Genomic DNA, 25844 nt, shown 5'->3' with positions numbered 1-25844 from the left:
CATTAATCCACCTCAAGAGTCGCCAGCGCCTGCTCGAACCGCTCGGCGGTGAGCACCACCTCGTCGGCGTGTTCGTTTGCGGCGTCGCCTTCGTGTTCGCTCGCAACTGCCATGATCGCAAGCAGCGCGGCTTCCCGGCAGATCGCAGTGATCTCTGCCCCCGAGTACCCCTCTGTCCGATCGGCGAGACCGTCCAGATCAACGTCATCGCCGAGCGGCTTGTTTCGCGTGTGGACGTCGAAGATCGCCCGGCGAGCGTCTCGATCGGGCTCTGGCACTTCGATGTGGCGTTCTAATCGTCCCGGACGCAACAGTGCGCGGTCGAGCGCATCTCGGCGGTTCGTTGCCGCAATGACGACGAGGTTCGGGTTGTCCGCGAGCCTATCGAGTTCGGTCAGAAGCTGTGAGACCACTCGATCGCCGACACCGGAATCTCCACTGATCCCGTCTCGATCACCGGCAATCGCGTCGATCTCGTCGAAAAACAGGATCGATGGGGCCGACTGGCGGGCCCGCTCGAACACTTCCCGAACTGATTTTTCCGATTCACCGACGTAGCGATCCAACAGTGCAGGCCCCTCGACCTGAATGAAATTGACCCCGCTTTCGCCGGCGATCGCTCGCGCGAGAAGCGTTTTCCCGGTTCCTGGCGGCCCATGTAACAACACGCCGGTCGGCGGCGTCGTATCTGCCGCGTCGAACAGCGGCCCGTACCGCAGCGGCCACGTCACCGCCTGTTCGAGATTTGTCTTCGCCGTTTCGAGTCCGCCCACGTCATCGAAGTCTGTTGTGGGGGTTTCGGCGACGTACTCGCGCATCGCGCTTGGCTCGACATTCGCCATCGCGCTCTCGAAGTCCGATCGCGTCACTTCGACAGATTCCAGCGGCTCACTGGCGTGTCTCGCTCGTCGAAGCGCAGTCATCGCCGCCTCCTTCGCTAACGAGGCCAGATCGGCCCCGACGAAGCCGTGGGTCTGGGCGGCGAGCTTGTCCACGTTGACGTCGTCGGCCAGCGGCATTCGACGGATGTGGACGTCGAGTACCTCGCGACGGCCTGCCTCACCGGGAACGCCGATCTCGATCTCACGATCGAAGCGGCCACCGCGACGAAGCGCCATGTCCAACGAGTCGACGCGATTCGTTGCGCCGATGACGATTACGTTTCCTCTGGCATCGAGACCGTCCATGAGCGTCAACAGCTGGCCGACGACCCGATTTTCGACATCGCCGGAATCGTCTCGTTTGCCGGCGATCGAGTCGATCTCGTCCATGAAAATAATCGCTGGCGCATTCTCTGCGGCCTCTTCGAACACCTCGCGGAGGCGCTCTTCGGACTCGCCTTTGTACTTCGACATGATCTCGGGGCCCGAGATCGTTCGAAAGCTCGCGTCGACCTCGTTCGCGACGGCTTTTGCGATCAGCGTCTTTCCTGTTCCGGGCGGGCCGTGCAAGAGTACGCCCTTCGGCGGTTCAATCCCAAGTCGGGTGAACACCCCTGGCTGCGAGAGCGGGAGTTCGATCATTTCTCGGACGAGTTCGAGTTCATCGTCCAGCCCACCGATATCCTCGTAGGTGACGCCGTCGGTCCGCGTTGGCTCGTCGCTATCGGTGCGGCTCATCCGATCGACCGCCTTGCTGATGCGTCCAACTTGGGTCACCGATACCGTTGTGTCGGCTGTCACTCGAACTGTTCCTGACGGTGTCGTCTCTGTCACAACAAACCGATTCCCAGCCAACCGCTCGATTCGGACATGTTCACCCGACCGTATCGGTCGATCGCGAAGATCGCTTTTGACTGCCGCCTCGATCGTTTTGGTATCGAGATCGGCTTCGGAAAGTTCTCTTGGAGCCACGAGGGTAACCGATTTCGCGGCCTGTACGGACTCTTTATATACTCGAACTGTCTCGCCAACCGACACACTCGCATTCGATCGGGTATCGGCGTCGATCTTGACCGTTCCATCCGACGCACCCGGCCCGCCCGGCCAGACTTTCGCAACTGTCGTCCGCTCAGCTTCGATCACGACTGTATCGCCGCTGAGAACGCTGAGTGCACGCATCGCTGAGGAGGGAAGGCGTGCGATACCCCGCCCTGCGTCGCGCTTTTCGGCGCTTTGGACGGTGAGTTCGACGCCGCGATTGTCGCTCATATCGCTAATACGTCCCGATCGGTCTTTAAATGTAGTCTCTCATTGCTGACGGGGAAATCATTTTGCGTTGGCGCACCGAAAGTGCAGTATGGTCACACAGGTCAAGCGCGACGACGGCATCTGGTTCCAGTGTGAGAACTGTGGCCTGTTGCTCGACGATGAAATGGAGGCCAAACGCCACGAGGAGTCCTGCGACGCGGAGGATCCGACGTACCTGCAGTGACGACTCCACACAGAGACGGCTACGCGTCGGAGACGAATTCGTAGCTCTGTTCGCCCCACTCATCCTCGATAAAGACGAACACGCGACCCCGAGCGACGGCTGGATCGGCCTCGACCTCGTTTCGATAGCCCTCAAGATGGCGGACCGTCACTCCCGGAAAGATCTCCTCGCTTTCGCCTTGTTCGAGGAGAATTCGACCGACGCCAGTGTCTTCGAGGATATCGTCGTGGGTATTCCGGTCGTTTACGTACATCATCACGCCTTCAGTCTCCGTCGGATCGGTAACGAGAACGTGGGTCTCTTTCCCAGGCGCCGTGGTGAGCGATCCCGTGACTGTCTCGGGGACGCCGTGATACAGCGTTGTTCGACCATCGAGGTACTCGACGACGACCCCCTCGGGTCGAAGCTCTACGCCGAGTGTGCTCGGGGGGACGTCGTTACGGGGATTCATTGACTACTATACCGCGTTCAACTCAAAAAAGGCGATGATTACCGCTGAGTGTACCGCTATTCGCCGTCATCGCTACACCTTTTTATCCGCTCTCAGGAGTACCCGTATGGACGGACGGGCAGCCGCTCCTGGCGCAGGGACGATCCTGAACGCGCTGGCGACCGGCATCGGATCGGCATTCGCGATCGACATCGAGACGCGAGCGACTGTCGAGTTGGTGCCAGACGCTGAGGCCGTCACCGGACAGATTGCGGGTGAACCAGATGCCGATACCGAACTGATCGAACGCTGTGTGCAGTTGGTGATCGATCGGTTCGGCGACGACGAGGGGGGTGTCGTACGAACCGAAAGCGACGTTCCCATGGCCGCGGGACTGAAGAGCTCGAGCGCGGCGGCGAACGCGGCGGTGTTGGCCGCGTGTGACGCGCTGGACGTGTCCGTCGGAGCGGATGGTCCGATCGATCGACTCGAGGCCTGTCTGCTTGGCGTCACCGCGGCACGCGATGCGGGCGTGACAGTAACCGGCGCGTTCGACGACGCAAGCGCGAGCATGCTCGGCGGGATCACACTGACCGACAACACCACAGATACGCTGCGATCGCGCGAGACCGTTTCGTGGGATGTCGCTGTGTGGACGCCGCCCGAGCGCGCTTACAGCGCCGACGCGGACGTCGATCGATGCAAGCGGATCGCCCCGATGGCCCGACTGGCCGAGGAGCTGGCGAGTGAGAGCCGCTACACGGAGGCAATGAGCGTCAATGGGCTCGCGTTCTCCGCAGCGCTTGGATTTCAGCCCGACGCGACAGTTGACGTGTTAGATCAGGCCGCCGGTGTCTCGCTATCCGGAACTGGACCGAGTGTCGTCGCGGTTGGTGATGCCGAGGCGATCGCCGCTGTCGAGTCCGTCTGGGGCGCACGGGACGGAACCCTAATCAGGACCGAAACACGAACACACGGAGCACGAACACTATGAGCCAGAGTCACGCCGAAGAAGAGCTTGCGGAGTTACGCGAGGAAATTGAGGAGATCGATCACGATATCGTTGAGCTGATCGCCCGACGAACGTACGTCGCCGATTCGGTTGCGCAGGTCAAAGCTGAACACGATCTACCGACGACCGACGAGTCTCAAGAGGATGTCGTCATGGACCGCGCCGGCGAGAACGCCGAACGATTTGAAGTCGATTCGAACCTCGTCAAGGCGATCTTCCGGCTGTTGATCGAACTGAACAAAGTGGAGCAGCGGGAGTCTCGATAGCTTCAGACGGGCCTTTTAGGCCATTTATTGTCTGTTTGGTCGTCGAATCTCCTCCCGATAGCTGTTCTCCACATTCGATGTAGATAAACGATGTTACAACTTCAATCGATGTGGCCCTGACACACTATTATGGAAATTTGTCGTAGATTGACGATCGATGACCTACTGCGCCGACCTGCATCATTCGTGCTTCAACATTGAATCGGACGATTGCTCGATAATCACCAACTCGTAATGATTGCCACGGCTTCGCGCCCGTCAACGGTTTGGCGAAGTCCGGCGGATCGCGGAACTCGTCAGTCACCACGTCGTTGAGCTTGTCGAGGACTCGCTGTTGTGTTTCAGTATCCAGAGCTTCGAGTCCCTCTGCTGCTCGCTCGGAGAGTTCCCACGTCCACTTGTTATCACTCATTCGTACCGAACCGCTCACGGGCTTCCTCTGCGCTCACTGTCTCATCTTCCTCGAACTGCCGTTCGCTCTCCAGTAGGTCTTCAAGCGCCCGCTTGGAGAGCCGAGTTCCGTATACCGCGTCACGCAGGGCCTCGCGCATGAACTCCGAGCGTGAGTTGTAGCCCTGCTCCTGCCACTGCTCGTCCAAATCCGCGAGGAAATCCTTCGGAAGCCGGAGGTTCACCTTCTCGTCGTTCCCATCGGCGGCGGTATCGGACTGAGCCATATTTAGTAGTACGCGTGTACTACATTAAGTGCTTTCGCGTACTCGGTCGCATCCGATGGCGACCTACTAATTTGATATGACAGATCAAGGAGAAAGCGGCAATGTATATAAACTCTGTAACGTCAGTCCGAGACCGGAACAAAGTGGAGTAACGGGAGAGCCAGTAGGCGATAAAATGTGTTTCAGGACTTCTAACGACGTGTTAGCCGATCGATGCGTCGATTTTAGCAAGTCTGTCGCACACGCGGTCACGACAACCGCTGCGAGTACCACGCTTCTTTCAGCCGCTCTATCCTCAGTCCAGAGTTATTCCTCGTCGATCGGTTCGAGTGGGACTCGTTCGACCTCGATATCTTCGTAGTCTTTCTCGGACGAGAGCACGTCCACCCCACGTGTTTCCGCCGTCGCCGCGTGGAACGCGTCGAACGACGTCATCCCCTCGTCGTAGTAGTTGACGGCTTTCAGAACCACCTGTTTCTCTTCCTCGTTTCGCACGGGGACGAGTTCGAGCAGGTTCGCCACCAATGGAACGTAGTCGAACTCGTACCGTTCCCGGGCGAGGAGGAGTTCAAGGTACGAGAACGGCGACGTTTCGACGTCGTACTCGTCGAGGGCGTCCTCCGCGGAGCCTTGCAACCAATCGGTGTCTTTGGCGAGTGCGAGCAGGAAATCTGTCTCGACGTACACCGTCATCTGTCGCCACCGGCTTCCGCAGCTTCGTCTTTCGCTTCCGCCTCGATATCCTCCCGGATTTCCTCGACGGACGTATCGTGGAGTTCGCCTGCCGCTTCGCGCACAGCGGCGAGTGGGTCGTCCGCGACCGGGATCAGCTCGATTCTATCCTCGTACATGACGATGTGATACTTCTGGCCGTACTTCTCGCGCACCTCCTTCGGGATGTACAGCCGTCCCTGTGCATCCGTCTCTGCTGACATAGAGGGAGATACGTTACCATAGAAAAAGAATCTTACCATCAAATTGGAATTGATGGTTACAACGATGTTGTTTCAATAGTGTGTGTGGTGAATTTTATCCATTTGAACAAGGCCGAGCAGCGGGAGAGTCGGTAAAACCGGCATTCCGTCGTGCTCAAAACATACGGTGACCCGGAAATCGGTGACTCAATCCAGTCCGAGACTCAGTTTCAGTGCTTCGTCCACCTCAGCCATGGTAGACTCGCTCAGACTCCCGATGACCGAGTGAATCCGCTTTTCGATAGAGACGACGCGAATCTGGTCGAGGCGAACTGAGGAGTCCTTCTCGAACGGTGACCTATCCTCTTCGACCAGCACTTCGAATGGGTAGCCTCGATGCGTCCCTGTCGCCGGAGCAACGATGGTCGTACTGGAGTTGCGATTTCCAATATCGTTTTGCACAATCACCGCAGGTCGAGTCTTTTTTATCTCGTGGCCTTCGGCAGGGTCGAGACGAACGACTACGACATCGCCACGCCGAACCTCAGTCTCATCGCTCATTCATCGAGTCCGTTCCACGCCTCGTCAGATGCCCCCTTCCACTTCTCAGCGAGATGGTCGGCACTCTCGGAAGCCTCGCGGTACGCGGCGGCTAATTCGTCCTCGTCGGGTCGGTCAGACTCGACTTCGACGACCGCGACGGTCACGCGCTTGTTCGCGTACTCCGTCCCGAGGTAGATTCGACCTCGGTCGTCGGTCTCGTTGGTTCGCAGGTCGTGAGCCTCCACTTTCGTCATGCTACTCACTACGACTCACTTCTGGATAAGTCTTACCCACTATTACCCACAAAGATTATTTTTCCGTGAACGTACCATAGATTTCATCCATTTGAACAAGGTCGAACAGCGGAAAGTCGGTAGCCAAATTCACCTGTCTCAGTTCTTTTATTCCGATCGATCGCCCAAATCGTACTCGACAGTTGTCCGTTTGTCTCTCGATTGGCAAATAATACCACCACGACATGGGAGAATGGACCACCTTGCCATCCCGCAGATTTGTCCGACGGTTTTTGTCACTACTTCTCCACAGCGCCTTGTTCTAAATGATAAATAATTAGGATAATGCCAGTTTTAAATACACGAGACGCGAAATGGTATGTATGCGCTTGCCAGAGACTCGCGATCTGTTCGCGAGGAAACTAGATTTTCCAGTCTCACGAGATACGGTCGTTGAGACTGTGGGAAGTACAGAACTGTCACCGCCGGACGGAGAGAGCACGACGATCGAAGCCGTCATCGAGAGAGCTGAAACGGACGAATTCGATTCAGCCGATGACCTCTACGATACACTCATGATGTTAGTCGGGGCCAGTTTTATCGGGCGCAGGTATTATGACGACCGAGGATCGATGCCGCAAGACGACGAAAGCGAGGTGAGTTTCTAATGACTGTCACGTTAGTCTCCGGTGTTACTGGCGTTGGGCTCTCGAGCGTTTGTCAAACGGTTCGACGAAAGCTCGGAGAGGGGTACAAACTCATCAATTTCGGAGACGTCATGCTTGAACAGGCCGCGACGAGTGGTGTCGCAACCGGCCGAGGAGACCTAGCCAGACTGTCGCAGAGACAGACACGCCGTCTCCAGCGTCGCGCGGGCGAGTTTGTTGCCGACGAGGCTGAATCGACGAACATCATTCTCTCAACGCACTTGGCAGTAGAGACGCAGGATGGTTATATACAGGGACTTCCCGCAGAAGTGCTCCACGACGTCTCACCGACCACATTCGCCCTCGTTGAGGCGAGTCCAGAAACGATACTCGAGCGACGACAAAACAGTAGCCGTGAGACGCCGGAAGCCACCGAGCGCAAGATCGCCTTCGAGCAAGATCTCAATCGATCTGCGGCGCTCCAGTACGCACGCGATCAAAACGCACCTGTACGGTTTATCGAAAACGAAGGCAGCGTTGAAGAGGCCGCCGATCGCCTCGTTGACGCAATCTGAGCGAGTCCTTTGCGGTCGAATTTTCTGGAGGTTACTCAGACCGCTCATCAAGATCGTCGCCGATCCGATCGATCCGATCGAGCTGTTCGCGGTGAAACGACAGCAACATGTCGGACAGCACGCCGAACATCAGCAGTTGGACGCCGAACAGTACCCCCGCGACCGAGCCGATCGCGATGACCTCGTGGCTGATACCGGCGACAACCCAGTCGTAGATGACGTAAAGTCCGAGAACGAACCCGACGGCGGTCGCGACGGCCCCGACGCTGCCGAAATAAAACAGCGGGTTGTTTGTCTTCGCCTTTCGGTACAGCTCAAGAAAGATGATGCCGCCGTCGCGGATCGGGTGCAGGTTGGTATCTGATCCGTGCGGGCGCGGTCTGTAGGTGATTGGGACGACCGCGGTGTCGATCCCGCGTTTGGCACACTCGACGGCCATCTCTGTTTCAATGCCGAAGCCGTCGGCATTGAGCCTAAACTGCCGGAAGGATTCGGTTGTAAACGCTCGGTATCCCGAAAGGATATCGCGATACCGTTTGCCGTGGATCGCTGTGAACGCGGCGTTGATAATCCGGTTCCCAATCTTATTGAACCGCGTCATCGCATCGGGTTTCATGTCCGCAAAGCGGTTCCCGATGACGTGTTCGGCCTCCCCCTCGAGGATGGGCTGTAGCATCCGATCGGCGTCCTCAACATCGTAGGTCGCGTCAGCATCGGCCATCAACACGATGTCGGCGGTGATCGCTTCGACCGCCTCTCTGACAGCCTGTCCTTTCCCAGAGCCACTTTGCTGACGAACGTCCGCACCGGCGGCCGCGGCGAGTTCATCTGTTCCGTCCTCGGAGCCCCCGTCAATCACAAACACCTGCTCGTACCCGGCGTCGATGTACCCGGAGACGACCTCCTCGATCGTCTCAGCCTCGTTGAGCGTTGGCAAGAGCACACAGACGGTTGGGTCTTCCCGATCGTCCGGACCGTCCGGACCGTCCGGACCGTCAGGATCGCTCGGAGGTCCAGTCGGAGGCGATCGCTCGGTCATGGTGTCCGATGCTGCACGGGGGACGGATAAAACAGTATACATCTTCGTCACTGCTAATTCGTCGTGACTATACCGGACGCTGGATCGAGACTACTGGGATCTACACCGGACGCTGGATCGAGACTACTGGGATCTACACCGGACGCTGGATCGAGACTACTGGGATCTACACCGGACGCTGGATCGAGACTACTGGGATCTACACCGGACGCTGGATCGAGATTCCTAGTATTCGTGGTCCCGGACGCTTTATTAGTTCCCGGAGACAGGATGAGAACGTGTCATCTCGCGTCGATCCGCTCAACTCGCTCCAGCTTTCCGACGGTACTACGGTCGAAGAGCACGATATTGTCACCACCGGAGACGTGTTGATCGGGCGCGACAGCGAGATAGAACTCGGGATTCGTGGCCGCACGGTCGCAGCCGGCGAGGATGTCTCGATTGGCGGCAGCATTGAGGCCGATGACGACTGTCGACTGGATACGTTTTGTCACGTCGACGGAAGCGTCCTCGTGGGAGCGGACGCGTACGTGGGTGAGCGAGTCCGGATCAACGGTCGACTCCTCGTCTCTGGCGACCTGGATGTGGGCGATGATGTCGAGATTGACGAAGGATTCGAGGCCAACGGCTGGATTGTCATCCGGAATCCGATTCCAGTGTACCTGTTTTACTTTATTGTGCTCTCGCACCTACTGCGACTGGGCGACCAGGATGCCGCTGAGGAGTTTGCCTCTGCGCTGGCCGGCGAGGAGGTCGAAGAAGTCGATCCCGTCACGATCCCCGCCGGCTCGGTCATCTCGGACGATCGGTGGCTCGTCGATACGCCTGCGACGATCGGCGACGACTGCCGAATCCACGGCAACATTAATGCCGAGTCGATCGACGTCGGCGAGCGAAACACGATCTTTGGTGGGCTTACCGCCAGCGGCGGCGATGTCTCAGTTGGCGCTGAGACGGAGGTAATCGGAACTGTCAGGACGACCGGCTCGGTGACGCTGCACCCGAACGCAACAGTGCGCGGCAACGTCGAGGCGGGCGATCTCACGGTGTACGAGGGAGCCTATGTTACCGGCTCGCTTCAGGCGAGCGGCGAGATGCAGTATATTACGCCGAAGCGATCGGCCCCAGCAAGTGACTCGGGTGATTCGCGCGACACAGCTGACTCGGGGGAGCCGGATGGTTCGCATGACGCACCTGACTCAGGCGAGCCTGTGCAGCGAGAGGGGGACGCTGGGGCTGGAGACGACCGCGCGGAGACCGAGACCACGGATGACGACGGGGAGGCTGTGGATGACGACGGGGAGGCTGAGGCTGTGGATGACGATGGGGAGGCTGAGGCTGTGGATGACGATGGGGAGGCTGAGGCTGTGGATGACGATGGGGAGGCTGAGGCTGTGGATGACGGCGGCGAAGCTGAAACCGTGGATGACGACGGGGCGACTGAGACTATAGACGACGAGGGTGAGATCGTGGCTAACCGCGCGAAGGCCGAGACAGAGAACGATCGTGACCCAGAGGTCGCTGAATCATCCGATTCGGACGGTTCTCCTACACCGACTGGCTAGTCGTCGATCGATACTGTTCGAAAACATTCTGGTGTAGCTGTTGGGTAACAATATCGGTCAGTTGCTGGAGGTTCACCGCGTCCTCACGGTTGTACGAGATCAACGTTTCAAGCGACCCATCGCGCCCTCGTTCGTATTCGTGCCACAGCCGGACTGCGTCTCGTCCCGAGATATCCGGCCGATCGCGTTCAATACCAATGTCGGATTCGATCGCTTTCAGCCCGCCGGATAGTCCGAGTTGTTTGCACGGATACATCAGATCGAGGTGTGGGGTGTCGATCGACAGGTCGAAACAGTCCTGCAAGAAGGGCTGATCGAACCGAATTCCGTTGAAACTCACGAGTAGATCTGCATCTGCAAAGGCGGCCCGAAGCGCGTCAGCGGTTAGGGTATCGCCACGGACGAGCGTCCGTGTCTCGCCGTCGAGATGGTAGCTAACCGTCGTGACGACATCGCGAGCCGAATCGAGACCTGTTGTCTCGATATCGAAAAAGCACGCTTTGTCCCTGAAATTCTCGTAGAGTCGCCACCGCTCGCTGCTTGGAAAGACGGTATCGAAGTACTGTGTGTCTCGCCGATCGAGCCGCGTGCTTGCCTCTTCGATGAACGACTCGATCCGCTGGCCCGTCGTGTTCCCAACCGCAGCGCGATCGAACGCGTCCCAGGTTGTGATCCCCTGCTCCCAGAGCCCTCGCTCGGTCCGTTCGCCGACGCCGCGAACCGGAATGAAACTGTTCTCAATGCGCACACACTACCTGCGGGCAGCAGAAATAAAAACGTCACCGACTCGCTATACTCTGGTTACGCTACATTATTCACGATTGATTGCGCGATATACTAACAATCTCATTATGATCAATTACCTTGTATAACCTAATATGTGTCTTATGAACCATTATCCTTTCAGGGTCAACGCTTTATTCGGGTATACGAAAAAAATACACATGACCAAGCCACACAGTGATACCCATGTATCGGGCTCTGTAGCGGAGCCGACGCATGGCCTCGCGGACCCAACCGACGATCGATCGAACTGCGGCGTCGGTGCGGTCATCGATCTTGAGAACGGCCCGTCACATTCAGTCGTCTCCGACGCGATCGATCTGCTCGAAAATCTCGAACATCGTGGAACCACCGGCGCAGAGGAAAACACCGGTGATGGCGCAGGCATTATGATCCAGCGCCCAGATGAGTTCTTTGCTGACGAAGTTGGTGACATTCCTGAGACGTACGCTGTCGGCTCGGTGTTCATGCCGACTGACGAGGCGGTCCGGGCGGAACTCATCGACTGTTTTGAATTGACGCTGGCAGAATACGGCCTTGCGGTGTTCCACTGGCGGACGGTTCCGACCGGCGATGCGGATCTTGGGCGAACGGCCCTCGACTCCGAGCCGGTTGTCTGTCAGCCGTTCGTCACGCCCGCCGAGGATTCAATGGACATCGAAGCGTTCGATCGCGCGCTGTACGTCGGCCGGCGAGCGCTCGAACACGCCGCCGAATCGATCGAGGGGTCGGGCCGGTTCTACGTCTGTTCACTTGACCGCAAAACACTCGTTTACAAGGGCCTGCTCAAAGGCGAGCAGCTCCGAGAGTACTATCTCGATCTGCAGGACGAGCGTGTCAAAAGCGAACTCGTCCTCGTTCACGCGCGGTTCTCCACAAACACACTCGGAGCCTGGCACCTCGCACACCCGTATCGCAAGATCATCCACAACGGTGAGATCAACACCATTCAGGGGAACGTCAACTGGATGCGTGCCCGCGAATCGGCGCTCGAACACGAGGCGTTCGGCGAGGAGATCGACACGCTCAAACCGATCACGATCGCCGACCAATCTGACACTGCCAGCGTGGACAACGTCGTCGAGTTACTGTTGAACGCTGGTCGAGAGCTCCCACACGTTCTTCGGATGTTGATCCCCGAGGCCTACGAAAACGACGAGCTCATGGACGACGCCCGCCGCGAGTGGTACGACTACCACGCGAGCCTCGTTGAGCCGTGGGACGGTCCTGCCCTCGTCGCTGCGACTGACGGAGACGCGGTTGCGGCGGTACTCGACCGTAACGGCCTCCGGCCGTGTCGCTACGACGTGACGACCGACGGTCGGTTGATTCTCGCCAGCGAGGCGGGCGCACTCGACACCGACCCGAGCGAGATCGAAGAGCGCGGTCGCCTCAAGCCCGGACAGATTTTCATGGCCGACCCCGAGGAAGGCCGCGTCATCCCTGACGAGGAGGTGTTTGATGGACTCCTTGAGGACTCATACGGTGAGTGGGTCGACGAATACCAGGCATCACTTGAGGAGGTTGCCGGAGACAGCAAGCTTCCACAGGGAGAAGTCGACTCGCTGCGGGCGCATCAGGCTGCGTTCGGCTACACGACCGACCAGCTGAACCACCTGCTCGAACCCATGGCGACGGATGGAAAGGACCCGATCGGCTCGATGGGCGACGACACGCCGCTTTCGGTGCTCTCTGAGTTCAATCGGCCGCTGTTTACATACTTCAAACAGCTGTTCGCGCAGGTATCGAACCCGCCGATCGACTATATCCGCGAAGAGCTGGTGACGAGCCTCCAATCGCGGCTCGGCGCGCAGCGAAACCTCCTCGACGAAACACCAGAACACGCCCGGCAACTCGTGCTTGACTCCCCGATCCTCACCGACGAAGAGACGGCCTCGATCAAGGGCCTCTCACGGCAGGTCGACGGCTTCGAGAGCGCGACGGTGTCGATGACATACGATCCCGAGGACGATCTCGAAACTGCAGTCGAATCGCTCCGGGAGTCGGTTCGCGCGGAAATCGACGCGGGCGCGGACATCATTGTTCTGTCCGATCGCGATATCGCCACCGATCGCATTGCGATTCCGAGTCTGCTGGCAACCGGTGCAGTACACCACGACCTGGTTCGCCACGGCCTCAGAACAGATGTCGGGCTTGTCGTCGAATCTGGCGATCCGCGGGAAGTTCACCACATCGCGACGCTCGTCGGTTACGGCGCGGGCGGTGTGAACCCGTATCTTGCCTACCAGACGATCAGCGACCTTGTCGCCGGTCCGGATGGTGCCGACGAGAGCGAGGCGATCGAATCGTACATCCACGCGCTCGAACACGGCCTCTTGAAGATCATGGCCAAAATGGGGATCTCGACGGTCGAGTCCTATCAGGGCGCACAGATCTTTGAGGCGGTCGGGCTCGATTCAGGTCTCGTTTCGGAGTACTTCGAGGGCACTGAGATTCGCACTGAGGGGATCGGCCTCGAACAGCTCGAATCTGATCTTCGGACGCGCCACGCGATTGGCTTCGGTGCGGACCCAGATCTCGAAACCCAAGGTGAGTACGAACACCGCACCACAGGGATCTACCATCAGTGGAATCCACAGACCGTCGGTACGCTCCAGCAGGCGGTCCGATCGGGCGACTACGAGCGCTACACGGAGTTCGCCGCGTTGATCAACGAGCAAAACGAGAACCTTCAGACCCTCCGCGGGCTGTTGGAATTCGACTCCGATCGCACGTCGGTCCCTGTCGAGGATGTCGAACCGGTGGAAGACATCGTCTCTCGGTTCACGACGGCCGCGATGAGTCTCGGCAGCATCTCACCGGAGGCTCACGAGAACAACTCGATGGCGATGAACCGCCTTGGCGGGAAGTCAAACACCGGCGAGGGCGGCGAACCCCCAGAGCGATTCGGGACTGAAAAAGAGTGCAGTGTCAAACAGGTCGCGTCGGGACGTTTCGGCGTGACCTCTGAGTACCTCACCTCCGCGGATGAGATTCAGATCAAGATGGCCCAGGGATCGAAGCCCGGCGAAGGTGGCCACCTGCCGGGCCGGAAAGTCAACGAGATGATCGCACACGTTCGGTATGCGACGCCGGGCGTCGGGCTCATCTCGCCGCCGCCGCTGCACGATATCTACTCGATCGAGGACCTCAAACAGCTCATTCACGACCTGAAGGCTGCAAATCCAGAGGCAGATATCAATGTGAAGCTCGTCTCTGAGGCGGGAATCGGGACGATCGCCGCCGGTGTCGCGAAGGCCAATGCCGACGTCGTCCACATCTCCGGACACAGCGGTGGGACGGGTGCATCGCCGAAGACCTCAATTAAGAACGCCGGCCTGCCGTGGGAGCTCGGCCTCGCGGAGGCCAACCAGATGCTGTGTGCGACACGGCTTCGCGATCGCATCCGCGTCACCGTCGACGGCGGGATGAAGACGGGTCGAGACGTGGCGATCGCCGCGCTGCTCGGTGCCGAGGAGTACGGCTTCGGGACGGCTTCGCTCGTCACCGCAGGTTGTGTAATGGCCCGACAGTGTCACGCCAACACTTGTCCGGTCGGCGTCGCGACCCAAAACGAGAAGTTACGCGAGCGGTTCCCCGGCCAGCCAGATCACGTCATCAACTACATGACGTTCATCGCCCAGGAGCTTCGCGAGATCATGGCTGAACTGGGCTTTACCAGTCTTGACGAGATGATCGGCCGGCCCGAACTGCTCAGCCAGCGAATCACCGACCACGAGAAGGCCAAACACCTTGATCTCTCGACGGTCATTACCGAAACCGCTGGCGAACAGCGGATCAAAGTCAGAGAGCAACACCACGCCGATATTGAGACGCATCTCGATCACGACTTGATCGAGAAGGCTGCCCCGGCGCTGGACAACGGCGCGCCAGTCTCGATCAAAACGGACATTTCGAACGTCAATCGCGGGGCCGGCGCGATGCTCTCGAACGAGATCTCGAAACGATACGGCGCCGAAGGGCTCGCCGACGACACGATCGCGATCGACTTCGACGGGATTGCCGGACAGAGCTTTGGTGCGTTCCTCGCAAATGGCGTCACGATGTCGCTCACCGGAGCGGCAAACGACTACGTCGGCAAGGGGCTTTCGGGCGGCAAACTCGTAATAAACACTCCCGAGACCGCTGGCTACGCGGCCGACGAGAACATCTTGATCGGCAACGTCGCGCTGTACGGTGCGACCCAGGGTGAAGCGTACATCAACGGCGTCGCTGGCGAGCGCTTTGCTGTCCGAAACTCCGGCGTCAAAGCCGTCGTCGAAGGAGTCGGTGACCACGGCTGTGAGTACATGACCGGCGGCGCGGTTGCGGTACTCGGTGAGACAGGTCGCAACTTCGGTGCCGGGATGTCCGGCGGTGTCGCGTACGTCTACGATCCAGACGGCGAACTCGAGCCGAAGCTCAACACCGGGATGGTGTCGCTCTCGGAGACGCTTACCGAGAAAGACGAAGCGATGCTCGCACGGTTAATCGAAAACCATGCGACCTACACCGATAGCAAAAAGGCAAAAGAACTGCTCGAATCCTGGGAGACCGAACGCCAACACTTCGTGCGGGTCTTCCCAGACGCGTACGCACAGGTCATCGAAGAGGGTCGCGGCGCAGATGTGCGTCACGAACTGCCCGAATCAGCTGAAACGTCGATCGACGCCCGCGTCGACGCCAGTGCGATGTCGACCGGCGACGACTGATCGGGCCGCCGGTTTCGGGTCGTTCGTATTTTTGTTCACTATCCCCGTCACTGGTACGACTCGGCAGCCGAGACGATCGCACTCGGTTCGGCCGCGTACAACAGGTGGCTCCGACAGTCACAGTCGGATGCGCCGAACCGATCGATCGAGTCGGCGTCGATCCCCGCGGCAAGCGTGCATTCGAGATCACGACCCGGAAACAGTACCACGTCGACGAGTTGCGTCTCTGGATGGCCGAGAAAATAATCGATATGCCAGTGACGCGTCAACTTCTCGCCTGAGGCGATCGATCGGTGCCGGTCGACGCGAGCCAACCCTCCTGGGCCGAAGGCGCTTCCGACGTAGCCGTAGCCCCCGGCGGGAAACTCGATCGTGCCGAGTGCACCGATCTCCATCGACGCGGCTTGGGAGCGTTCCATGACGAGGACGTACGTTCCAGGTTCTGCCATCGGTTTTCTCGTTCAGAGGGCGGTCGATCCACCAGTGTCTGCGTCGGTTGGCTGGCTCTTGTCGTCTGCGTCGGTTGGCTGACTCTTGCCATCTGCGTCACCCGACTGTTCGGCTGTCGAGTCCCCCATCTCTTCTTCGATCAACCGGATGCGTTCGGGGATCGGCGGATGGCTGTAGTGAAACGTCGCGTACGTCGGGTGTGGGAACGGGTTCGCGAGGTTTTCACGAGCCAGTGCTGCGAGCGCGTCGATCATCGACTGTCCCTCACCCATGACCGAGACCGCGAAGGCATCGGCCTCCCGTTCGTGTTTCAGCGACAGGCGGTTCGACAGCGGCGCAGTTAGCTCTAACACGGGTGAGACCACGACGACCCCAACGAGCAACCCAGCGTATGTCGCCTCAGTTGGGAGTCCGAACATCGCGTACAGCGGCTCCGCGGAGACGAGGTAGCCGAGCGCGCCAAAGACGATCGCGAGCTGGATCGCGCTCGCGCCGACCTGCTTCCAGATGTGGGCTTTCTTCCAGTGCGCGAGTTCGTGTGCGAGCACGCTCTGGACCGCTGGCAGCGAGAGTTTCTCTACGAGGGTATCGAAGAGGACGACCCGCTTTGTCTCCCCAAAGCCCGTGAAGTACGCGTTCAGATGCGTCGATCGACGGCTGGCGTCCATCGTATAGATCTGTTCACACGAAAAGCCCGCGCGATCGAACACGTCTTCGACCGCCTCACGGAGATCTCCGTCAGCGACCGGCTCGAAGTCGTTGAAAAGCGGCGCGATGACTCGCGGGTAGACAATCTGCATCAGGAGGCTGAACCCGATCACGAGCGCCCAGGCGGCGACCGGCCACCACGTCGGGTATGCCTCAATGAACCACAGAACGGCTCCGGCGACAACGACCGTGAGTCCAGCCGATATCACGGTGTTCAGGACGGTATCGCGAACAAATAGCGTCGGCGACTGCTCGTTGAAGCCAAATATCTCTTCGATACCGAACGTGCTGACCACGGCGAAGGGCACCGAAAACAGCTGTACCACGACGATCGCCCCGATTATGAACAACGTCCCTTCAAGCACCGGACCGAATCCGAAGCTGTTTGCTGCATCGACAGCCCGAGTAAAAAGCCCGCTGTAGAGAACCACGAGGAGTGCGCCAAGCGCAATCCACGATCTGAGCTGGGAGAACGCCGTCGTGATTCGGTGATACTGGAGTAACTCCTCGTGATCGTCGATACCGAGCCGATCAGCGAGCCACGCTGCCCGCGAGCGGACCGTTTGATCGGCATGGCCGACGTTTTTGATCGCCAGCAGGGTAAAAAACGCCTGCGTTCCGATCAACAGCGCAATGAACCCAACGTGCAGTCCAAGCATGCACACGGATACGGGAGCCACGGCAAGGAACTTACCGATCTTCGAGCTATCGGACCGACACGCTGGGCAGTTGTCTCGCGAGCAGGATCATCCCCACCGCGATGATTGCCAATGCGATAAAGAGCTCATCAAAGTATCCACGGTCGGCAAGGACGCCGAAAACCGCCGGCCCGGCCGCGCCGACGGCAAACACTGTTGTGCGGAGTATCCCGAATCCGGTTCCCTCGATCGACGACGGGAGCGACTGGACCAGATACGACTCCGTCGGGGTCTCGAAGGCCAAGAGCGTCCCCATCCCGATCGAAACCGCGATCGCACCGCCAAGCCCGTCAACAAACGGGAGTGCGGCCAATGACACCGCGGCGATGCCAGAGAGAAAATAGGCGCGCCGCACACCGAAGCGATCGTATACAGCCCCGGCGACAGGGTGGATTACCGCGGTTGCGGCGAAGTAGAGCCCAAACACGGCGGCCGCACGCGAGGACGAGAGGCCCTTTGTTTCGACGAGGTACGTCGGATAAAAGCCGGTGAACACCTGCCAGATCGACACCCCGAGGATCATCGCAGCGGTCGCACGCAGGATTGCCGGGTTCTTGAGTGCCCCGAGGACGTGTCGAACCGATGGTGACGTCTTCTCGGTTTCGTCACTGTCGGTCGCCGCATCCTCGGACGGTCCCGGGACCGTCACCCAGAGACCAACAGTGGTGATCACAAAAATCGGCACCACAAATCCAAGCCCGAGTCGCCAGCCAACGATCGACGCAACGAACCCTGCGATCGGTGGCAACAGGGCTTGTCCGAGTTCGGGTGCGGTGTTTGTCAGACCGGCTGCGGTTCCGTATCTGTCGGGGTAGATCGCCGCGATCGCGGTAAACCGTGCGATCGCATAAAAGCCGACCGCGAACCCGAACGCGGCGGTCACGACGAACAGCGCGGCTGTTGATTGGGAGATGACAACGAATGTTATCGCCACACCAGAGACAGCCACACTGAGTGTGAGCGTTATTCGTTCGCCAGCCCGATCGGCGAGGACGCCGCCGGGCAACTGTCCAAGCGCGTACGCGGCAAACAACACGCTCAAGAGTATCCCGGATGCTGTGAGTCCGAAGTCGTACGCAGAGCGAAGCGAGGGCAACAAAACCGGATAGATCGTCCGGGCGCCGATCGTCACGCCCCACCCGAGCGCGATCGTTGCCAGGATGATGCCGCGGCCGCCGCTGTTGAGTGCCCGTAGCTCATCTGTGATTGTGGTGAGGTATCGAGCGCACACAGCGGGTACTACGAGTCGCGTCGATCGCCGTATCAACCTTGATTTCACGGCTGGCCTTGCCGTCATTTTCCACAGTTCTTTGCTCCCGCGAGCCGTCGAATCGATATGAACGACACTGCGCTCGTCATCGGCGGGACCCGATTTATTGGCCGCCATACTGTCACTGACCTGCTCGAGCACGACTACGACGTCGCCATCTTCAACCGCGGCAACCATCCGAACCCCTTCGAGGAGCACGATCGAGTCACACACGTCGCTGGCGATCGCACAGACGACGACGCGCTCGCACGCGCCGCTGAGACCGTCGATCCCGACATTGTTATCGACTGTGTCGCCTACGCGCCGGGAGACGTCTCTGCAGCTGTCGAGATCTTCGCAGACGTCGACGGCTATGTGTACATCTCCTCCGGAGATGCCTACGGTGCGGAGGAGATTCCGAAAAGAGAGGGCGAGACGCCGCTTCGACCCTGTTCGGCCGATCAGGCTGTCGACGACTCCTCGGAGACATACGGCAACCGGAAGGCCGAGGGCGATCGCGTTGTCTTCGAGGCCGCCGGAAACGGCGTCAATGCCATGTCCGTTCGCCCGTGCATCGTATACGGCCCCCACGACTACACCGAACGGCTGGACTACTGGATCGATCGGGTTGCGAGCTATGATCGCCTCGTCGTCCCCGGAGATGGCCAGAATGTTTGGCATCGCGCGTACGTCGAAGACGTCGCGTCGGCGCTCAGGATCGTCGCCGAGCGCGGCGACCCCGGCGAGAGCTACAACGTCGGCGATCGCCGCCTGCTTACGCTCGAAGAGACGGTCGAACTCATCGCCGACTCACTCGATACCTCGGTCGAAATCGTCCATGCAGGCGATCGCGAGCTTGCCGCTGGGGGGCTCTCCCCAGTCGATTTTATTCTCTACCGGGAGTATCCTCACGTCCTCTCAACGGCCAAGCTCGCTGCCCTCGGGTGGCGTTCAACACCACCAGCCGAGGCGATGGCTGCGACTGTGGAAGAACACCACGAAAGCGATCGCGACGGCTCCGAACACGATCCTGGTCGCGATGCTGAAGAACGCGTACTCGATATCCTCGACACAATCTGAGTAGGCGGGTAGTGCGCGGTTCCCACCAATTGCCAACTGCTATTAGATGTCTCGATCGCGATCGAGCTCACCGTCCATTCCGACAACCTCCGCTTCGAGCCACTCGCGGAACCACCGAACTCGTTTGAGCCGCTGGTGAGCAATGCTCTCGGCGGTGTCAGACTCAATACGATCGACGTGGTCGCGCCCGCGTTCGAGGACGCGATCGACCATGCCAGCCGCGTCCATATGGGTTCTGGCCTCGTATCCCATCCTGAGCAGCATTAGTGCTGTACCGTTTGCGCCGACTTTATCGAGGACATCAGCCTCAATCAAACACTGGCTCTCGAGCGACACGTCCGACAGCGGGCCGTGGTAGGAGTGGTCAACGATCGTCTGACACACCTCCTCGATGAACGACTGTGGATAGTCGCCATGGGTGTTGAGGTACTCGCGCGCGACGCGCGCGCCCTCTTCTGCGTGGGTCTCTTGATCGGCCTCTAGCTTCGAAACGTCGTGAAAGACGGCCGCAACACGGACGACGTCGACATCTGCGCCCTCCTTTTTCGCAATCTCGGTCGCTAGGTCGGTGACGTTTCTGATGTGGTTGAACCGGTACTCCGCGCTGTGCCAGGGATACCACCGCATCCGGCCGCCATCGCCTTCGCTTTCGACGCTCGCGGTCAGGTAATCGTAGACGAACCGCTGGATATCCGCGAAGGCCTCGTCTGTGACGGCGGATTCTTTTATTTCAACGCCCACGGGGCCACCCCCTGGCGCGTCGATTCTCATGTATCATTACAGAAATTTACGCCGCTTCGCATCTTATGCGTTACGACACCTCCAACGGAGCGTAAGGCTCCCATGGCGTTCGATCGCCGCGAGCCGAAGCGGTAAGCCGATCGCACACCAGGATTCGAGCATGACTGCGCAACTGTACTTCGAGGACAGCACCGTGCGATCGTTCGAAGCGACAGTGACCCGGACGCTGTCGGATCGTCTCGTGCTCGACGCCACGCACTTTTATCCGACTGGCGGGGGCCAGCCCCACGACACCGGAACGGTCGAGACACTCGATGACGATCGGACCTGGACGGTCACGGCTGTCGAAAAGAAAGACGAGATCTACCATTCAGTGACCGGCCCAGAGCCCCTCCCAGAACCCGGTGAGACCGTACGCGGCGAACTCGACTGGGATCGTCGAGACGCACACATGCGGTATCATACGGCCCAACACCTGCTTTCTGCGCACCTCTTGTCGACGTACGACGCGGAAACGACCGGCAACCAGCTGTATGCCGATCACGCACACCTCGACTGTGCGTACGATCGCTTTACCGAAACCGATCTCGCAGACATTGAGACTGCGCTCAACGGCCTCGTTGAAGACGATCGCGAGGTCCGGTGGTACATGATGGATCGAGAAACCGCTGAGGCTGAACTCGACCCCGAGCGCACTCGAATCGCGCTCCTCCCGGCGTCGATCACCAATCTCCGAATCGTCGAGATCGCCGGCGAGGGCGAGGAGCCGTTCGATCGGACTGCCTGTGCGGGCACGCACGTCTCGGCGACGGGTACAATCGGCGAGATCAGTATTACTGGTCGGAAAACCCAGGGCTCGGACCACGAGCGAATTAATTTCGAGCTCGGCTGATGCAGCGTACTGTCGGCTTTCACAAGCGATCAGTACCAAAATACTGATATCCTGTCCGTGAGTCTTCTCTCCGTAGCGGTAACACGAGCAAACGGACAGGTTGCGATACGATAGCATGGTTGTCAACCCACGAGCGTACGATCCGAGTGAACTCCGGAATCTGGCGGGAATCGCCGAACCCGAGGTATCCAAGTCGGAACCGCCGGGTCCTGGGCTGACTGCCGAAGAGTCGATCCGCGCCCAGCAGTTTCGTGAACTGTTGGTGCTGCGGACTGCGCGGGCGACAGCAGATCTTGAACGCCCGTATCTCCGATCTGTTCCTCGATCGGACCTCGGCCGGCGGCTGTTGTACGACTGGGTCGAGTTTCTCACTCTCGTCGGCGGACACGACGCTGCGCGAGACGCACTGCGGTACTACCGCGAACTCGGCTGGATCGCCTCGGAGATCCAACACGCAATTGCGGGTGAGATTGGTTCGATGCCCGAACCCATTCACCGCCGATCGTTCGAGATCGGTGACCACCGGTTGAGCCTGCTATACATCGCAACCCTGGCCTCGCTTTCATAACCCGTTTCCATATCATGTCAGACACAGACGACGATGCGTTCGACGGCAGCGCGGAGAACAGCGACGAGCCGACCCCGGTCGGTGTCAAACTCGGCAGCACGCGGACCGTTATTCAACTCCTCAGAGATGGAGAGCTCGACACAATCCGCACGCTCACCTGTCTTGCCACGTACGACGATCCGATCACGGGAACAGAGCGTGTTCTCTACGGCGAGCAGGCTGCCCAAGAGTATCCAGACACAGTTGAGTTCATGCTTCGATCGGGCCTCCCGGAAGACGACGCTCGTGCGGAGTTGGCCGCAAAGTTCTTTACCGAACTCATTCGGGCACAAAACATTCCCGAGGACAGCGCTGTTGTTTATGCGATCCCAACGATCGACAACGAAGCCGGGCTGGAAAACCTCACCGAGGTTATCGAGGGAAGCCCGATCGGTCAGGCAGCAATCCGGAGCTTCCCAGAATCGCTGTGTGGTTCGATCCCCGCGATGGGCGACGGTCTCGAGGCGATCGACGAAGTCTTTGTTTCGATCAACATGGGTTCGACGAATCTCGAGGCTTGCGCGTATCGTCACGGCGAACAGCTCGCCCCATTTTCCACGGGTGCAGTCACCGGCTCGGAAGTCGATCGGCGGATCGCAAACGCCGTCGAAGAGGAGACCCAGGGCCGCGTCAACATCGATCTCACCACTGCCCGCGAGTACAAAGAAGAACACGCCTCATTTGTCGACTTCGAGCCGTTCACTGACGTGATCCAACAGCCTGGCGGCGGTTCCCACGAGTTCACCGTCAATCGCGGTCTCATGGACCCTGTTGACGAGTATGTTGACGAGGCAGTCGATGAGATTGCGAACAACTTCCTCTCAGAGCTTGCCAATACCCACATGAAGCCGTATCAGCTCGCGTTAGGTAAGCCAATCGCGCTGACTGGCGGAATGGCGTGTATTCCGGGTATCGCCGAGGAGTTCGAAGTGCGGCTCTCCGCGGAACTCTCTCGAGACGTGACCGTCGTCACCGCCGATCGACCCGACCTCGCGGCGGCTGAAGGAGCCCACAGGATCGCCGAACGGATTGCCGAAACGCTGTAACCGGCTGCACACTGCATCTGAGTATCTCATCTGAAATTTGCAGCGTCACACTTAGCAACCCCGCCGTATGAGACGAGGTATGGACCGATCACATACACGGGCCCACCTCGATCGCCGATCGTACCTCGCGCTTTCGGGTAGTACGCTTGCCGGCCTCACCGGGCTTGCAGGGTGTCTTGGGGGTGAGGACTCTCAGTCACCACCATGGCCCCCATATGCCGACGCGACGTTCGAGTACGAAACCGATGGCAGCGATCCTGTCACACATTCGTTTTCCGGATCTGGCGATCCAGATAGTGACGATCCGCAATCGATCGACAGTTTCGAACTCTCAACGGACGGTCCGATTATCGTCGAATACGATCACAGCGGGGAGGGTCGGTTTAATACCGCCTTTCTTGATTCAGCGGGTGAGGCTCTCGCTGCAGGAATCAACGCTGTTGGTCCGTTTGACGGCCGGACAATCCACTCGATCGATCCTCAGACTGTCGAGCTTACCGCTATTGCTGACGGCGAGTGGACGATCGACGTCACTGAACTTCCGGTGTACAATAGTGGCGAGGCACTCCCGATCGAACGCGAGAGCGCGCTCACCGACGTTTTCGGTCCGATAGCGTTCCCCGAAGATGCCGAGACGCAGTTTACCCTCACTGCGACGGGCGGTGAAAGTCATCTCGTCGATGTCTTCGACCGTGCAGGTGAGTACAGCGGGCTCCGACTGTTCGCGACAGAGTCGGACGTCGACGGCGAGACCAGAACCGAACAAGTCTCGGGTGTCGGCTACTTGCTCGTCGAGAGCGCCGGCGAGTGGACGGTGTCGATCGAGCAAGCGTAGGTTGTTTATTTCCTTCGCGGCGATAGTTTTAGGCCATTTTCGATAGCAGTATGGTGTATGCTCGGGTGGATCACACGGAAGCTTGCCCAAGGACTCGCGTTAAAATTACTCAAGCGCCTCGCAAAACGGCTGATACGGTAAGCCGGCGCTACTCGAGTTGATCAACGGCGGCTTCGATCGCTGTAACGAGCGCTGTGGCATCTGCGGTCGACAACTCGATATCGGCGTGGCCCGTCGCGTGGTCGCCGGCGGTTGCATCAACAGTTATCACGACGCGATCGCCCATTTCGGTCGTTACTGTCACGTCAGCGCTGTCTGGATACTCGCGCGGGCGGCCGATCTCGGTGTTGAACTCTCCGCGCGTCGCGCCGATCCGGACGCGTTCGGCATAGTCGAGTTCGATCGTCTCGGTCGTTTCCGGTGTATCGTCCATACTGTACGGTTACGTTGGCGATTGTTTAGCTCTGCGGATCGACACGATCGCAGACATCGTTGGTTTGTTTAAACTGAGTGGCTCTGTTGAAATCCTTAGGACTGATAGAATCAGTGTGCGAGACACAGAGGCTAGACGCATCAAAGCGGTACCGGGAGACCGAGGCGGTACCGAAACGAAACGCAGATTAGGGAACAGACGGCCTACCAAAGGGGGCGTCTGGGTGCGAAGTGGAAAAAGTAACTTTACTCGACAGCGTCAACACCAGCAAATGGGGTATGAGTACACCGGCGACGTCCACCAAGAACTCGTCGAGTCCTATCGAGCAGACGAATCGTCTCTCCCGAAGGACACCTCGCGGGTCTATCCTCCCCGCGATTCTCTGCGTGATGAACCACCTCTCCTCAAACAGCTCCTGTTTCCCAGATGCTGGAACGCGACGGAATTGCTGGACGACCCCGACAAAACTCGTGCCCGCCTGAGCGAACTCGGCAGCTGCATACACACAGGTATCACGGCCTATTCGGGTCGTGACGCAGACAATTTGACCCCGATCGTCGACAGGACACTCAACCGGCTGCCCGCGATTCGACGGAGCCTTGAAAAGGACGTCGAGGCCGCGTATAAGGGTGATCCCGCAGCGAAGAGCAACTGTGAGATCATCCGGTCGTATCCCGGTTTTCACGCGATCATGACCCACAGGGTGGCGCACATCCTCTACGAGGAGGACAGCTTCGAGTACGCCCGCGAACTCGCCGAGTACTCGAAGGTCGAGACGGGCATCGACATCCATCCAGGTGCGGAGATTGGTGAGTATTTCTTCATCGATCACGGGACCGGGGTCGTCATCGGCGAGACGGCGACAGTCGGCGACTGGGTCCGGATCTACCAGAACGTCACTCTTGGCGCACTCCACTTCGAGGAGGAAGAGGGTGAGGACCACATGCTGGCGAAAGATTATAAGCGTCATCCCGATATCGGCGATCACGTCGTCATCGGTGCCGGAAGCAACATACTCGGGACGGTAGAAATCGGCGACCACGTGAGCATCGGCGCGAACGCCTGGGTGACCGACGACGTCCCGGACGACACGAGCGTGTTCATTTCTGACCACCCCGATCAGGAGCAGAAATCGAACAGGTAGTGGCTTCGGCGTTCGCGGACAGTACTCGACTCGACACAGCTCAGTTACGAAACGCCGTCTCTGTAACGGCGGTCTTAGCGACTGTCTTGCGAGACATGCGCTCTGTATTCACCTATGGAAATTCTGCTGGCTCAACCAACCACCGCTAACGATAAAGTTGTTTGGACGGTTTTGCATCTCTCGTTCTTCAAC

The 25844-nt window shown here is 59.1% G+C and carries 28 protein-coding genes; 13 read left to right on the top strand and 15 right to left on the bottom strand.

From position 1 onward, the window contains the following. Window positions 1-2 precede the first annotated feature (2 nt). Window positions 3-2150 carry a CDC48 family AAA ATPase gene (locus E5K03_RS03530; RefSeq protein ID WP_138004991.1) on the bottom strand — a complete coding sequence of 716 codons (2148 nt, stop codon included), beginning with the start codon at window positions 2148-2150 and terminating at the stop codon, window positions 3-5. Between the two features lie 88 nt (window positions 2151-2238). Between E5K03_RS03530 and E5K03_RS17660 the strand changes: the two genes are divergently transcribed. After that, window positions 2239-2373, top strand: coding sequence for a DUF7128 family protein (locus E5K03_RS17660; protein ID WP_265338709.1), 135 nt, complete (start codon window positions 2239-2241; stop codon window positions 2371-2373). 19 nt (window positions 2374-2392) lie between these two features. Here E5K03_RS17660 and E5K03_RS03525 read toward each other — a convergent pair whose 3' ends face one another. Next, the gene (locus E5K03_RS03525) at window positions 2393-2824 is read right to left on the bottom strand and encodes a DUF5796 family protein (protein WP_137197177.1); all 432 of its coding nucleotides are present in this window, start codon (window positions 2822-2824) and stop codon (window positions 2393-2395) included. Window positions 2825-2930: 106 nt separating this feature from the next. Here E5K03_RS03525 and E5K03_RS03520 point away from each other — a divergent pair, with 106 nt between their 5' ends. Next, window positions 2931-3797 (top strand): shikimate kinase, encoded by an 867-nt coding sequence (locus E5K03_RS03520; RefSeq protein WP_138004990.1) that lies wholly within the window; start codon window positions 2931-2933, stop codon window positions 3795-3797. Next, window positions 3794-4081 (top strand): chorismate mutase, encoded by a 288-nt coding sequence (locus tag E5K03_RS03515; protein ID WP_138004989.1) that lies wholly within the window; start codon window positions 3794-3796, stop codon window positions 4079-4081. The genes E5K03_RS03520 and E5K03_RS03515 overlap by 4 nt, the downstream gene beginning before the upstream one ends. Window positions 4082-4208: 127 nt before the next feature. On the opposite strand, the gene E5K03_RS03510 is transcribed toward E5K03_RS03515, so the two are convergent. From E5K03_RS03510 to E5K03_RS03485, 6 genes are all read right to left on the bottom strand, one after another. Beyond that, window positions 4209-4493: a type II toxin-antitoxin system RelE family toxin gene (locus E5K03_RS03510; RefSeq protein ID WP_138004988.1), complete on the bottom strand. Its 285-nt coding sequence runs from the start codon at window positions 4491-4493 to the stop codon at window positions 4209-4211. Continuing rightward, window positions 4486-4758, bottom strand: coding sequence for a ribbon-helix-helix domain-containing protein (locus tag E5K03_RS03505; protein ID WP_138004987.1), 273 nt, complete (start codon window positions 4756-4758; stop codon window positions 4486-4488). The genes E5K03_RS03510 and E5K03_RS03505 overlap by 8 nt, the downstream gene beginning before the upstream one ends. 306 nt (window positions 4759-5064) lie before the next feature. After that, on the bottom strand, window positions 5065-5451 hold the full coding sequence (locus tag E5K03_RS03500; protein ID WP_138004986.1) for a PIN domain-containing protein: 387 nt from the start codon (window positions 5449-5451) through the stop codon (window positions 5065-5067). Beyond that, window positions 5448-5693, bottom strand: coding sequence for an AbrB/MazE/SpoVT family DNA-binding domain-containing protein (locus E5K03_RS03495; protein WP_138004985.1), 246 nt, complete (start codon window positions 5691-5693; stop codon window positions 5448-5450). The genes E5K03_RS03500 and E5K03_RS03495 overlap by 4 nt, the downstream gene beginning before the upstream one ends. 186 nt (window positions 5694-5879) lie before the next feature. Next, window positions 5880-6233 (bottom strand): type II toxin-antitoxin system PemK/MazF family toxin, encoded by a 354-nt coding sequence (locus E5K03_RS03490; RefSeq protein ID WP_138004984.1) that lies wholly within the window; start codon window positions 6231-6233, stop codon window positions 5880-5882. After that, a complete protein-coding gene (locus tag E5K03_RS03485; protein ID WP_138004983.1) occupies window positions 6230-6469 on the bottom strand; it encodes a hypothetical protein in 240 nt (79 codons plus the stop codon). Before E5K03_RS03485 ends, E5K03_RS03490 begins: the two co-directional genes overlap by 4 nt. Window positions 6470-6831: 362 nt before the next feature. Between E5K03_RS03485 and E5K03_RS03480 the strand changes: the two genes are divergently transcribed. Further along, window positions 6832-7116 (top strand): DUF5789 family protein, encoded by a 285-nt coding sequence (locus E5K03_RS03480; RefSeq protein WP_138004982.1) that lies wholly within the window; start codon window positions 6832-6834, stop codon window positions 7114-7116. Continuing rightward, window positions 7116-7670 (top strand): adenylate kinase, encoded by a 555-nt coding sequence (locus E5K03_RS03475; RefSeq protein WP_138004981.1) that lies wholly within the window; start codon window positions 7116-7118, stop codon window positions 7668-7670. The genes E5K03_RS03480 and E5K03_RS03475 overlap by 1 nt, the downstream gene beginning before the upstream one ends. A 31-nt stretch (window positions 7671-7701) precedes the next feature. On the opposite strand, the gene aglJ is transcribed toward E5K03_RS03475, so the two are convergent. Beyond that, window positions 7702-8709, bottom strand: coding sequence for an S-layer glycoprotein N-glycosyltransferase AglJ (gene aglJ / locus E5K03_RS03470; protein WP_138004980.1), 1008 nt, complete (start codon window positions 8707-8709; stop codon window positions 7702-7704). A gap of 278 nt (window positions 8710-8987) precedes the next feature. On the opposite strand from aglJ, the gene E5K03_RS03465 reads away from it, so the two are divergent. Beyond that, window positions 8988-10274 carry a polymer-forming cytoskeletal protein gene (locus E5K03_RS03465; protein ID WP_138004979.1) on the top strand — a complete coding sequence of 429 codons (1287 nt, stop codon included), beginning with the start codon at window positions 8988-8990 and terminating at the stop codon, window positions 10272-10274. Here the strand turns inward: E5K03_RS03465 and E5K03_RS03460 are convergent. Then, window positions 10258-11022, bottom strand: coding sequence for a ribonuclease H-like domain-containing protein (locus E5K03_RS03460; protein WP_138004978.1), 765 nt, complete (start codon window positions 11020-11022; stop codon window positions 10258-10260). The two genes, E5K03_RS03465 and E5K03_RS03460, sit on opposite strands and share 17 nt — an antisense overlap. 196 nt (window positions 11023-11218) lie before the next feature. Here E5K03_RS03460 and gltB point away from each other — a divergent pair, with 196 nt between their 5' ends. Next, on the top strand, window positions 11219-15769 hold the full coding sequence (gene gltB, locus E5K03_RS03455) for a glutamate synthase large subunit (protein WP_138004977.1): 4551 nt from the start codon (window positions 11219-11221) through the stop codon (window positions 15767-15769). A gap of 47 nt (window positions 15770-15816) precedes the next feature. Here gltB and E5K03_RS03450 read toward each other — a convergent pair whose 3' ends face one another. From E5K03_RS03450 to E5K03_RS03440, 3 genes are read right to left on the bottom strand one after another with little or no spacing between them, the layout of a single operon-like run. Continuing rightward, window positions 15817-16218, bottom strand: coding sequence for a GIY-YIG nuclease family protein (locus E5K03_RS03450; RefSeq protein WP_138004976.1), 402 nt, complete (start codon window positions 16216-16218; stop codon window positions 15817-15819). A 12-nt stretch (window positions 16219-16230) separates the two neighbouring features. Further along, window positions 16231-17586 (bottom strand): M48 family metallopeptidase, encoded by a 1356-nt coding sequence (locus tag E5K03_RS03445; RefSeq protein ID WP_138004975.1) that lies wholly within the window; start codon window positions 17584-17586, stop codon window positions 16231-16233. 46 nt (window positions 17587-17632) lie between these two features. Continuing rightward, the gene (locus E5K03_RS03440; protein WP_205742947.1) at window positions 17633-18856 is read right to left on the bottom strand and encodes an MFS transporter; all 1224 of its coding nucleotides are present in this window, start codon (window positions 18854-18856) and stop codon (window positions 17633-17635) included. 105 nt (window positions 18857-18961) lie between these two features. Between E5K03_RS03440 and E5K03_RS03435 the strand changes: the two genes are divergently transcribed. Further along, window positions 18962-19954 carry an NAD-dependent epimerase/dehydratase family protein gene (locus tag E5K03_RS03435; RefSeq protein WP_138004973.1) on the top strand — a complete coding sequence of 331 codons (993 nt, stop codon included), beginning with the start codon at window positions 18962-18964 and terminating at the stop codon, window positions 19952-19954. A gap of 42 nt (window positions 19955-19996) precedes the next feature. On the opposite strand, the gene E5K03_RS03430 is transcribed toward E5K03_RS03435, so the two are convergent. Next, on the bottom strand, window positions 19997-20695 hold the full coding sequence (locus tag E5K03_RS03430) for an HD domain-containing protein (RefSeq protein WP_138005254.1): 699 nt from the start codon (window positions 20693-20695) through the stop codon (window positions 19997-19999). Between the two features lie 160 nt (window positions 20696-20855). Here E5K03_RS03430 and E5K03_RS03425 point away from each other — a divergent pair, with 160 nt between their 5' ends. The 4 genes from E5K03_RS03425 to E5K03_RS03410 all read left to right on the top strand — a co-directional run bounded on the left by E5K03_RS03425 (window position 20856) and on the right by E5K03_RS03410 (window position 24075). Continuing rightward, window positions 20856-21587: an alanyl-tRNA editing protein gene (locus E5K03_RS03425; RefSeq protein WP_138004972.1), complete on the top strand. Its 732-nt coding sequence runs from the start codon at window positions 20856-20858 to the stop codon at window positions 21585-21587. Between the two features lie 115 nt (window positions 21588-21702). Further along, entirely contained in the window at window positions 21703-22155 is a 453-nt protein-coding gene (locus tag E5K03_RS03420; protein WP_138004971.1) for a FlaD/FlaE family flagellar protein, read from the top strand. A 14-nt stretch (window positions 22156-22169) separates the two neighbouring features. After that, window positions 22170-23240, top strand: a complete 1071-nt coding sequence (locus E5K03_RS03415) for a hypothetical protein (RefSeq protein ID WP_138004970.1) — start codon at window positions 22170-22172, stop codon at window positions 23238-23240. Between the two features lie 79 nt (window positions 23241-23319). After that, on the top strand, window positions 23320-24075 hold the full coding sequence (locus E5K03_RS03410) for a hypothetical protein (protein WP_138004969.1): 756 nt from the start codon (window positions 23320-23322) through the stop codon (window positions 24073-24075). A 148-nt stretch (window positions 24076-24223) separates the two neighbouring features. Here the strand turns inward: E5K03_RS03410 and E5K03_RS03405 are convergent, their stop codons facing one another. Then, a complete protein-coding gene (locus E5K03_RS03405) occupies window positions 24224-24508 on the bottom strand; it encodes a hypothetical protein (protein WP_138004968.1) in 285 nt (94 codons plus the stop codon). 271 nt (window positions 24509-24779) lie between these two features. Here E5K03_RS03405 and epsC point away from each other — a divergent pair, with 271 nt between their 5' ends. Then, window positions 24780-25652, top strand: a complete 873-nt coding sequence (gene epsC / locus E5K03_RS03400) for a serine O-acetyltransferase EpsC (RefSeq protein ID WP_138004967.1) — start codon at window positions 24780-24782, stop codon at window positions 25650-25652. The last annotated feature ends 192 nt before the right edge of the window (window positions 25653-25844 follow it).

Source organism: Halalkalirubrum salinum (assembly GCF_005543295.1).
Taxonomy (GTDB): domain Archaea; phylum Halobacteriota; class Halobacteria; order Halobacteriales; family Haloferacaceae; genus Halalkalirubrum; species Halalkalirubrum salinum.
The sequence above is the reverse complement of the archived record's forward strand: the minus strand, read 5'-3'. Positions and strand labels throughout refer to the sequence as shown.

Excerpts from the sequence above, each read along its gene's own strand:
- E5K03_RS03530 (WP_138004991.1), bottom strand. The coding sequence starts at position 2,150 with ATGAGCGACAATCGCGGCGTCGAACTCACCGTCCAAAGCGCCGAAAAG.
- E5K03_RS17660 (WP_265338709.1), top strand. The coding sequence starts at position 2,239 with ATGGTCACACAGGTCAAGCGCGACGACGGCATCTGGTTCCAGTGTGAG.
- E5K03_RS03525 (WP_137197177.1), bottom strand. The coding sequence starts at position 2,824 with ATGAATCCCCGTAACGACGTCCCCCCGAGCACACTCGGCGTAGAGCTT.
- E5K03_RS03520 (WP_138004990.1), top strand. The coding sequence starts at position 2,931 with ATGGACGGACGGGCAGCCGCTCCTGGCGCAGGGACGATCCTGAACGCG.
- E5K03_RS03515 (WP_138004989.1), top strand. The coding sequence starts at position 3,794 with ATGAGCCAGAGTCACGCCGAAGAAGAGCTTGCGGAGTTACGCGAGGAA.
- E5K03_RS03510 (WP_138004988.1), bottom strand. The coding sequence starts at position 4,493 with ATGAGTGATAACAAGTGGACGTGGGAACTCTCCGAGCGAGCAGCAGAG.
- E5K03_RS03505 (WP_138004987.1), bottom strand. The coding sequence starts at position 4,758 with ATGGCTCAGTCCGATACCGCCGCCGATGGGAACGACGAGAAGGTGAAC.
- E5K03_RS03500 (WP_138004986.1), bottom strand. The coding sequence starts at position 5,451 with ATGACGGTGTACGTCGAGACAGATTTCCTGCTCGCACTCGCCAAAGAC.
- E5K03_RS03495 (WP_138004985.1), bottom strand. The coding sequence starts at position 5,693 with ATGTCAGCAGAGACGGATGCACAGGGACGGCTGTACATCCCGAAGGAG.
- E5K03_RS03490 (WP_138004984.1), bottom strand. The coding sequence starts at position 6,233 with ATGAGCGATGAGACTGAGGTTCGGCGTGGCGATGTCGTAGTCGTTCGT.
- E5K03_RS03485 (WP_138004983.1), bottom strand. The coding sequence starts at position 6,469 with ATGACGAAAGTGGAGGCTCACGACCTGCGAACCAACGAGACCGACGAC.
- E5K03_RS03480 (WP_138004982.1), top strand. The coding sequence starts at position 6,832 with ATGCGCTTGCCAGAGACTCGCGATCTGTTCGCGAGGAAACTAGATTTT.
- E5K03_RS03475 (WP_138004981.1), top strand. The coding sequence starts at position 7,116 with ATGACTGTCACGTTAGTCTCCGGTGTTACTGGCGTTGGGCTCTCGAGC.
- aglJ (WP_138004980.1), bottom strand. The coding sequence starts at position 8,709 with ATGACCGAGCGATCGCCTCCGACTGGACCTCCGAGCGATCCTGACGGT.
- gltB (WP_138004977.1), top strand. The coding sequence starts at position 11,219 with ATGACCAAGCCACACAGTGATACCCATGTATCGGGCTCTGTAGCGGAG.
- E5K03_RS03450 (WP_138004976.1), bottom strand. The coding sequence starts at position 16,218 with ATGGCAGAACCTGGAACGTACGTCCTCGTCATGGAACGCTCCCAAGCC.
- E5K03_RS03445 (WP_138004975.1), bottom strand. The coding sequence starts at position 17,586 with ATGCTTGGACTGCACGTTGGGTTCATTGCGCTGTTGATCGGAACGCAG.
- E5K03_RS03435 (WP_138004973.1), top strand. The coding sequence starts at position 18,962 with ATGAACGACACTGCGCTCGTCATCGGCGGGACCCGATTTATTGGCCGC.
- E5K03_RS03425 (WP_138004972.1), top strand. The coding sequence starts at position 20,856 with ATGACTGCGCAACTGTACTTCGAGGACAGCACCGTGCGATCGTTCGAA.
- E5K03_RS03420 (WP_138004971.1), top strand. The coding sequence starts at position 21,703 with ATGGTTGTCAACCCACGAGCGTACGATCCGAGTGAACTCCGGAATCTG.
- E5K03_RS03415 (WP_138004970.1), top strand. The coding sequence starts at position 22,170 with ATGTCAGACACAGACGACGATGCGTTCGACGGCAGCGCGGAGAACAGC.
- E5K03_RS03410 (WP_138004969.1), top strand. The coding sequence starts at position 23,320 with ATGGACCGATCACATACACGGGCCCACCTCGATCGCCGATCGTACCTC.
- E5K03_RS03405 (WP_138004968.1), bottom strand. The coding sequence starts at position 24,508 with ATGGACGATACACCGGAAACGACCGAGACGATCGAACTCGACTATGCC.
- epsC (WP_138004967.1), top strand. The coding sequence starts at position 24,780 with ATGGGGTATGAGTACACCGGCGACGTCCACCAAGAACTCGTCGAGTCC.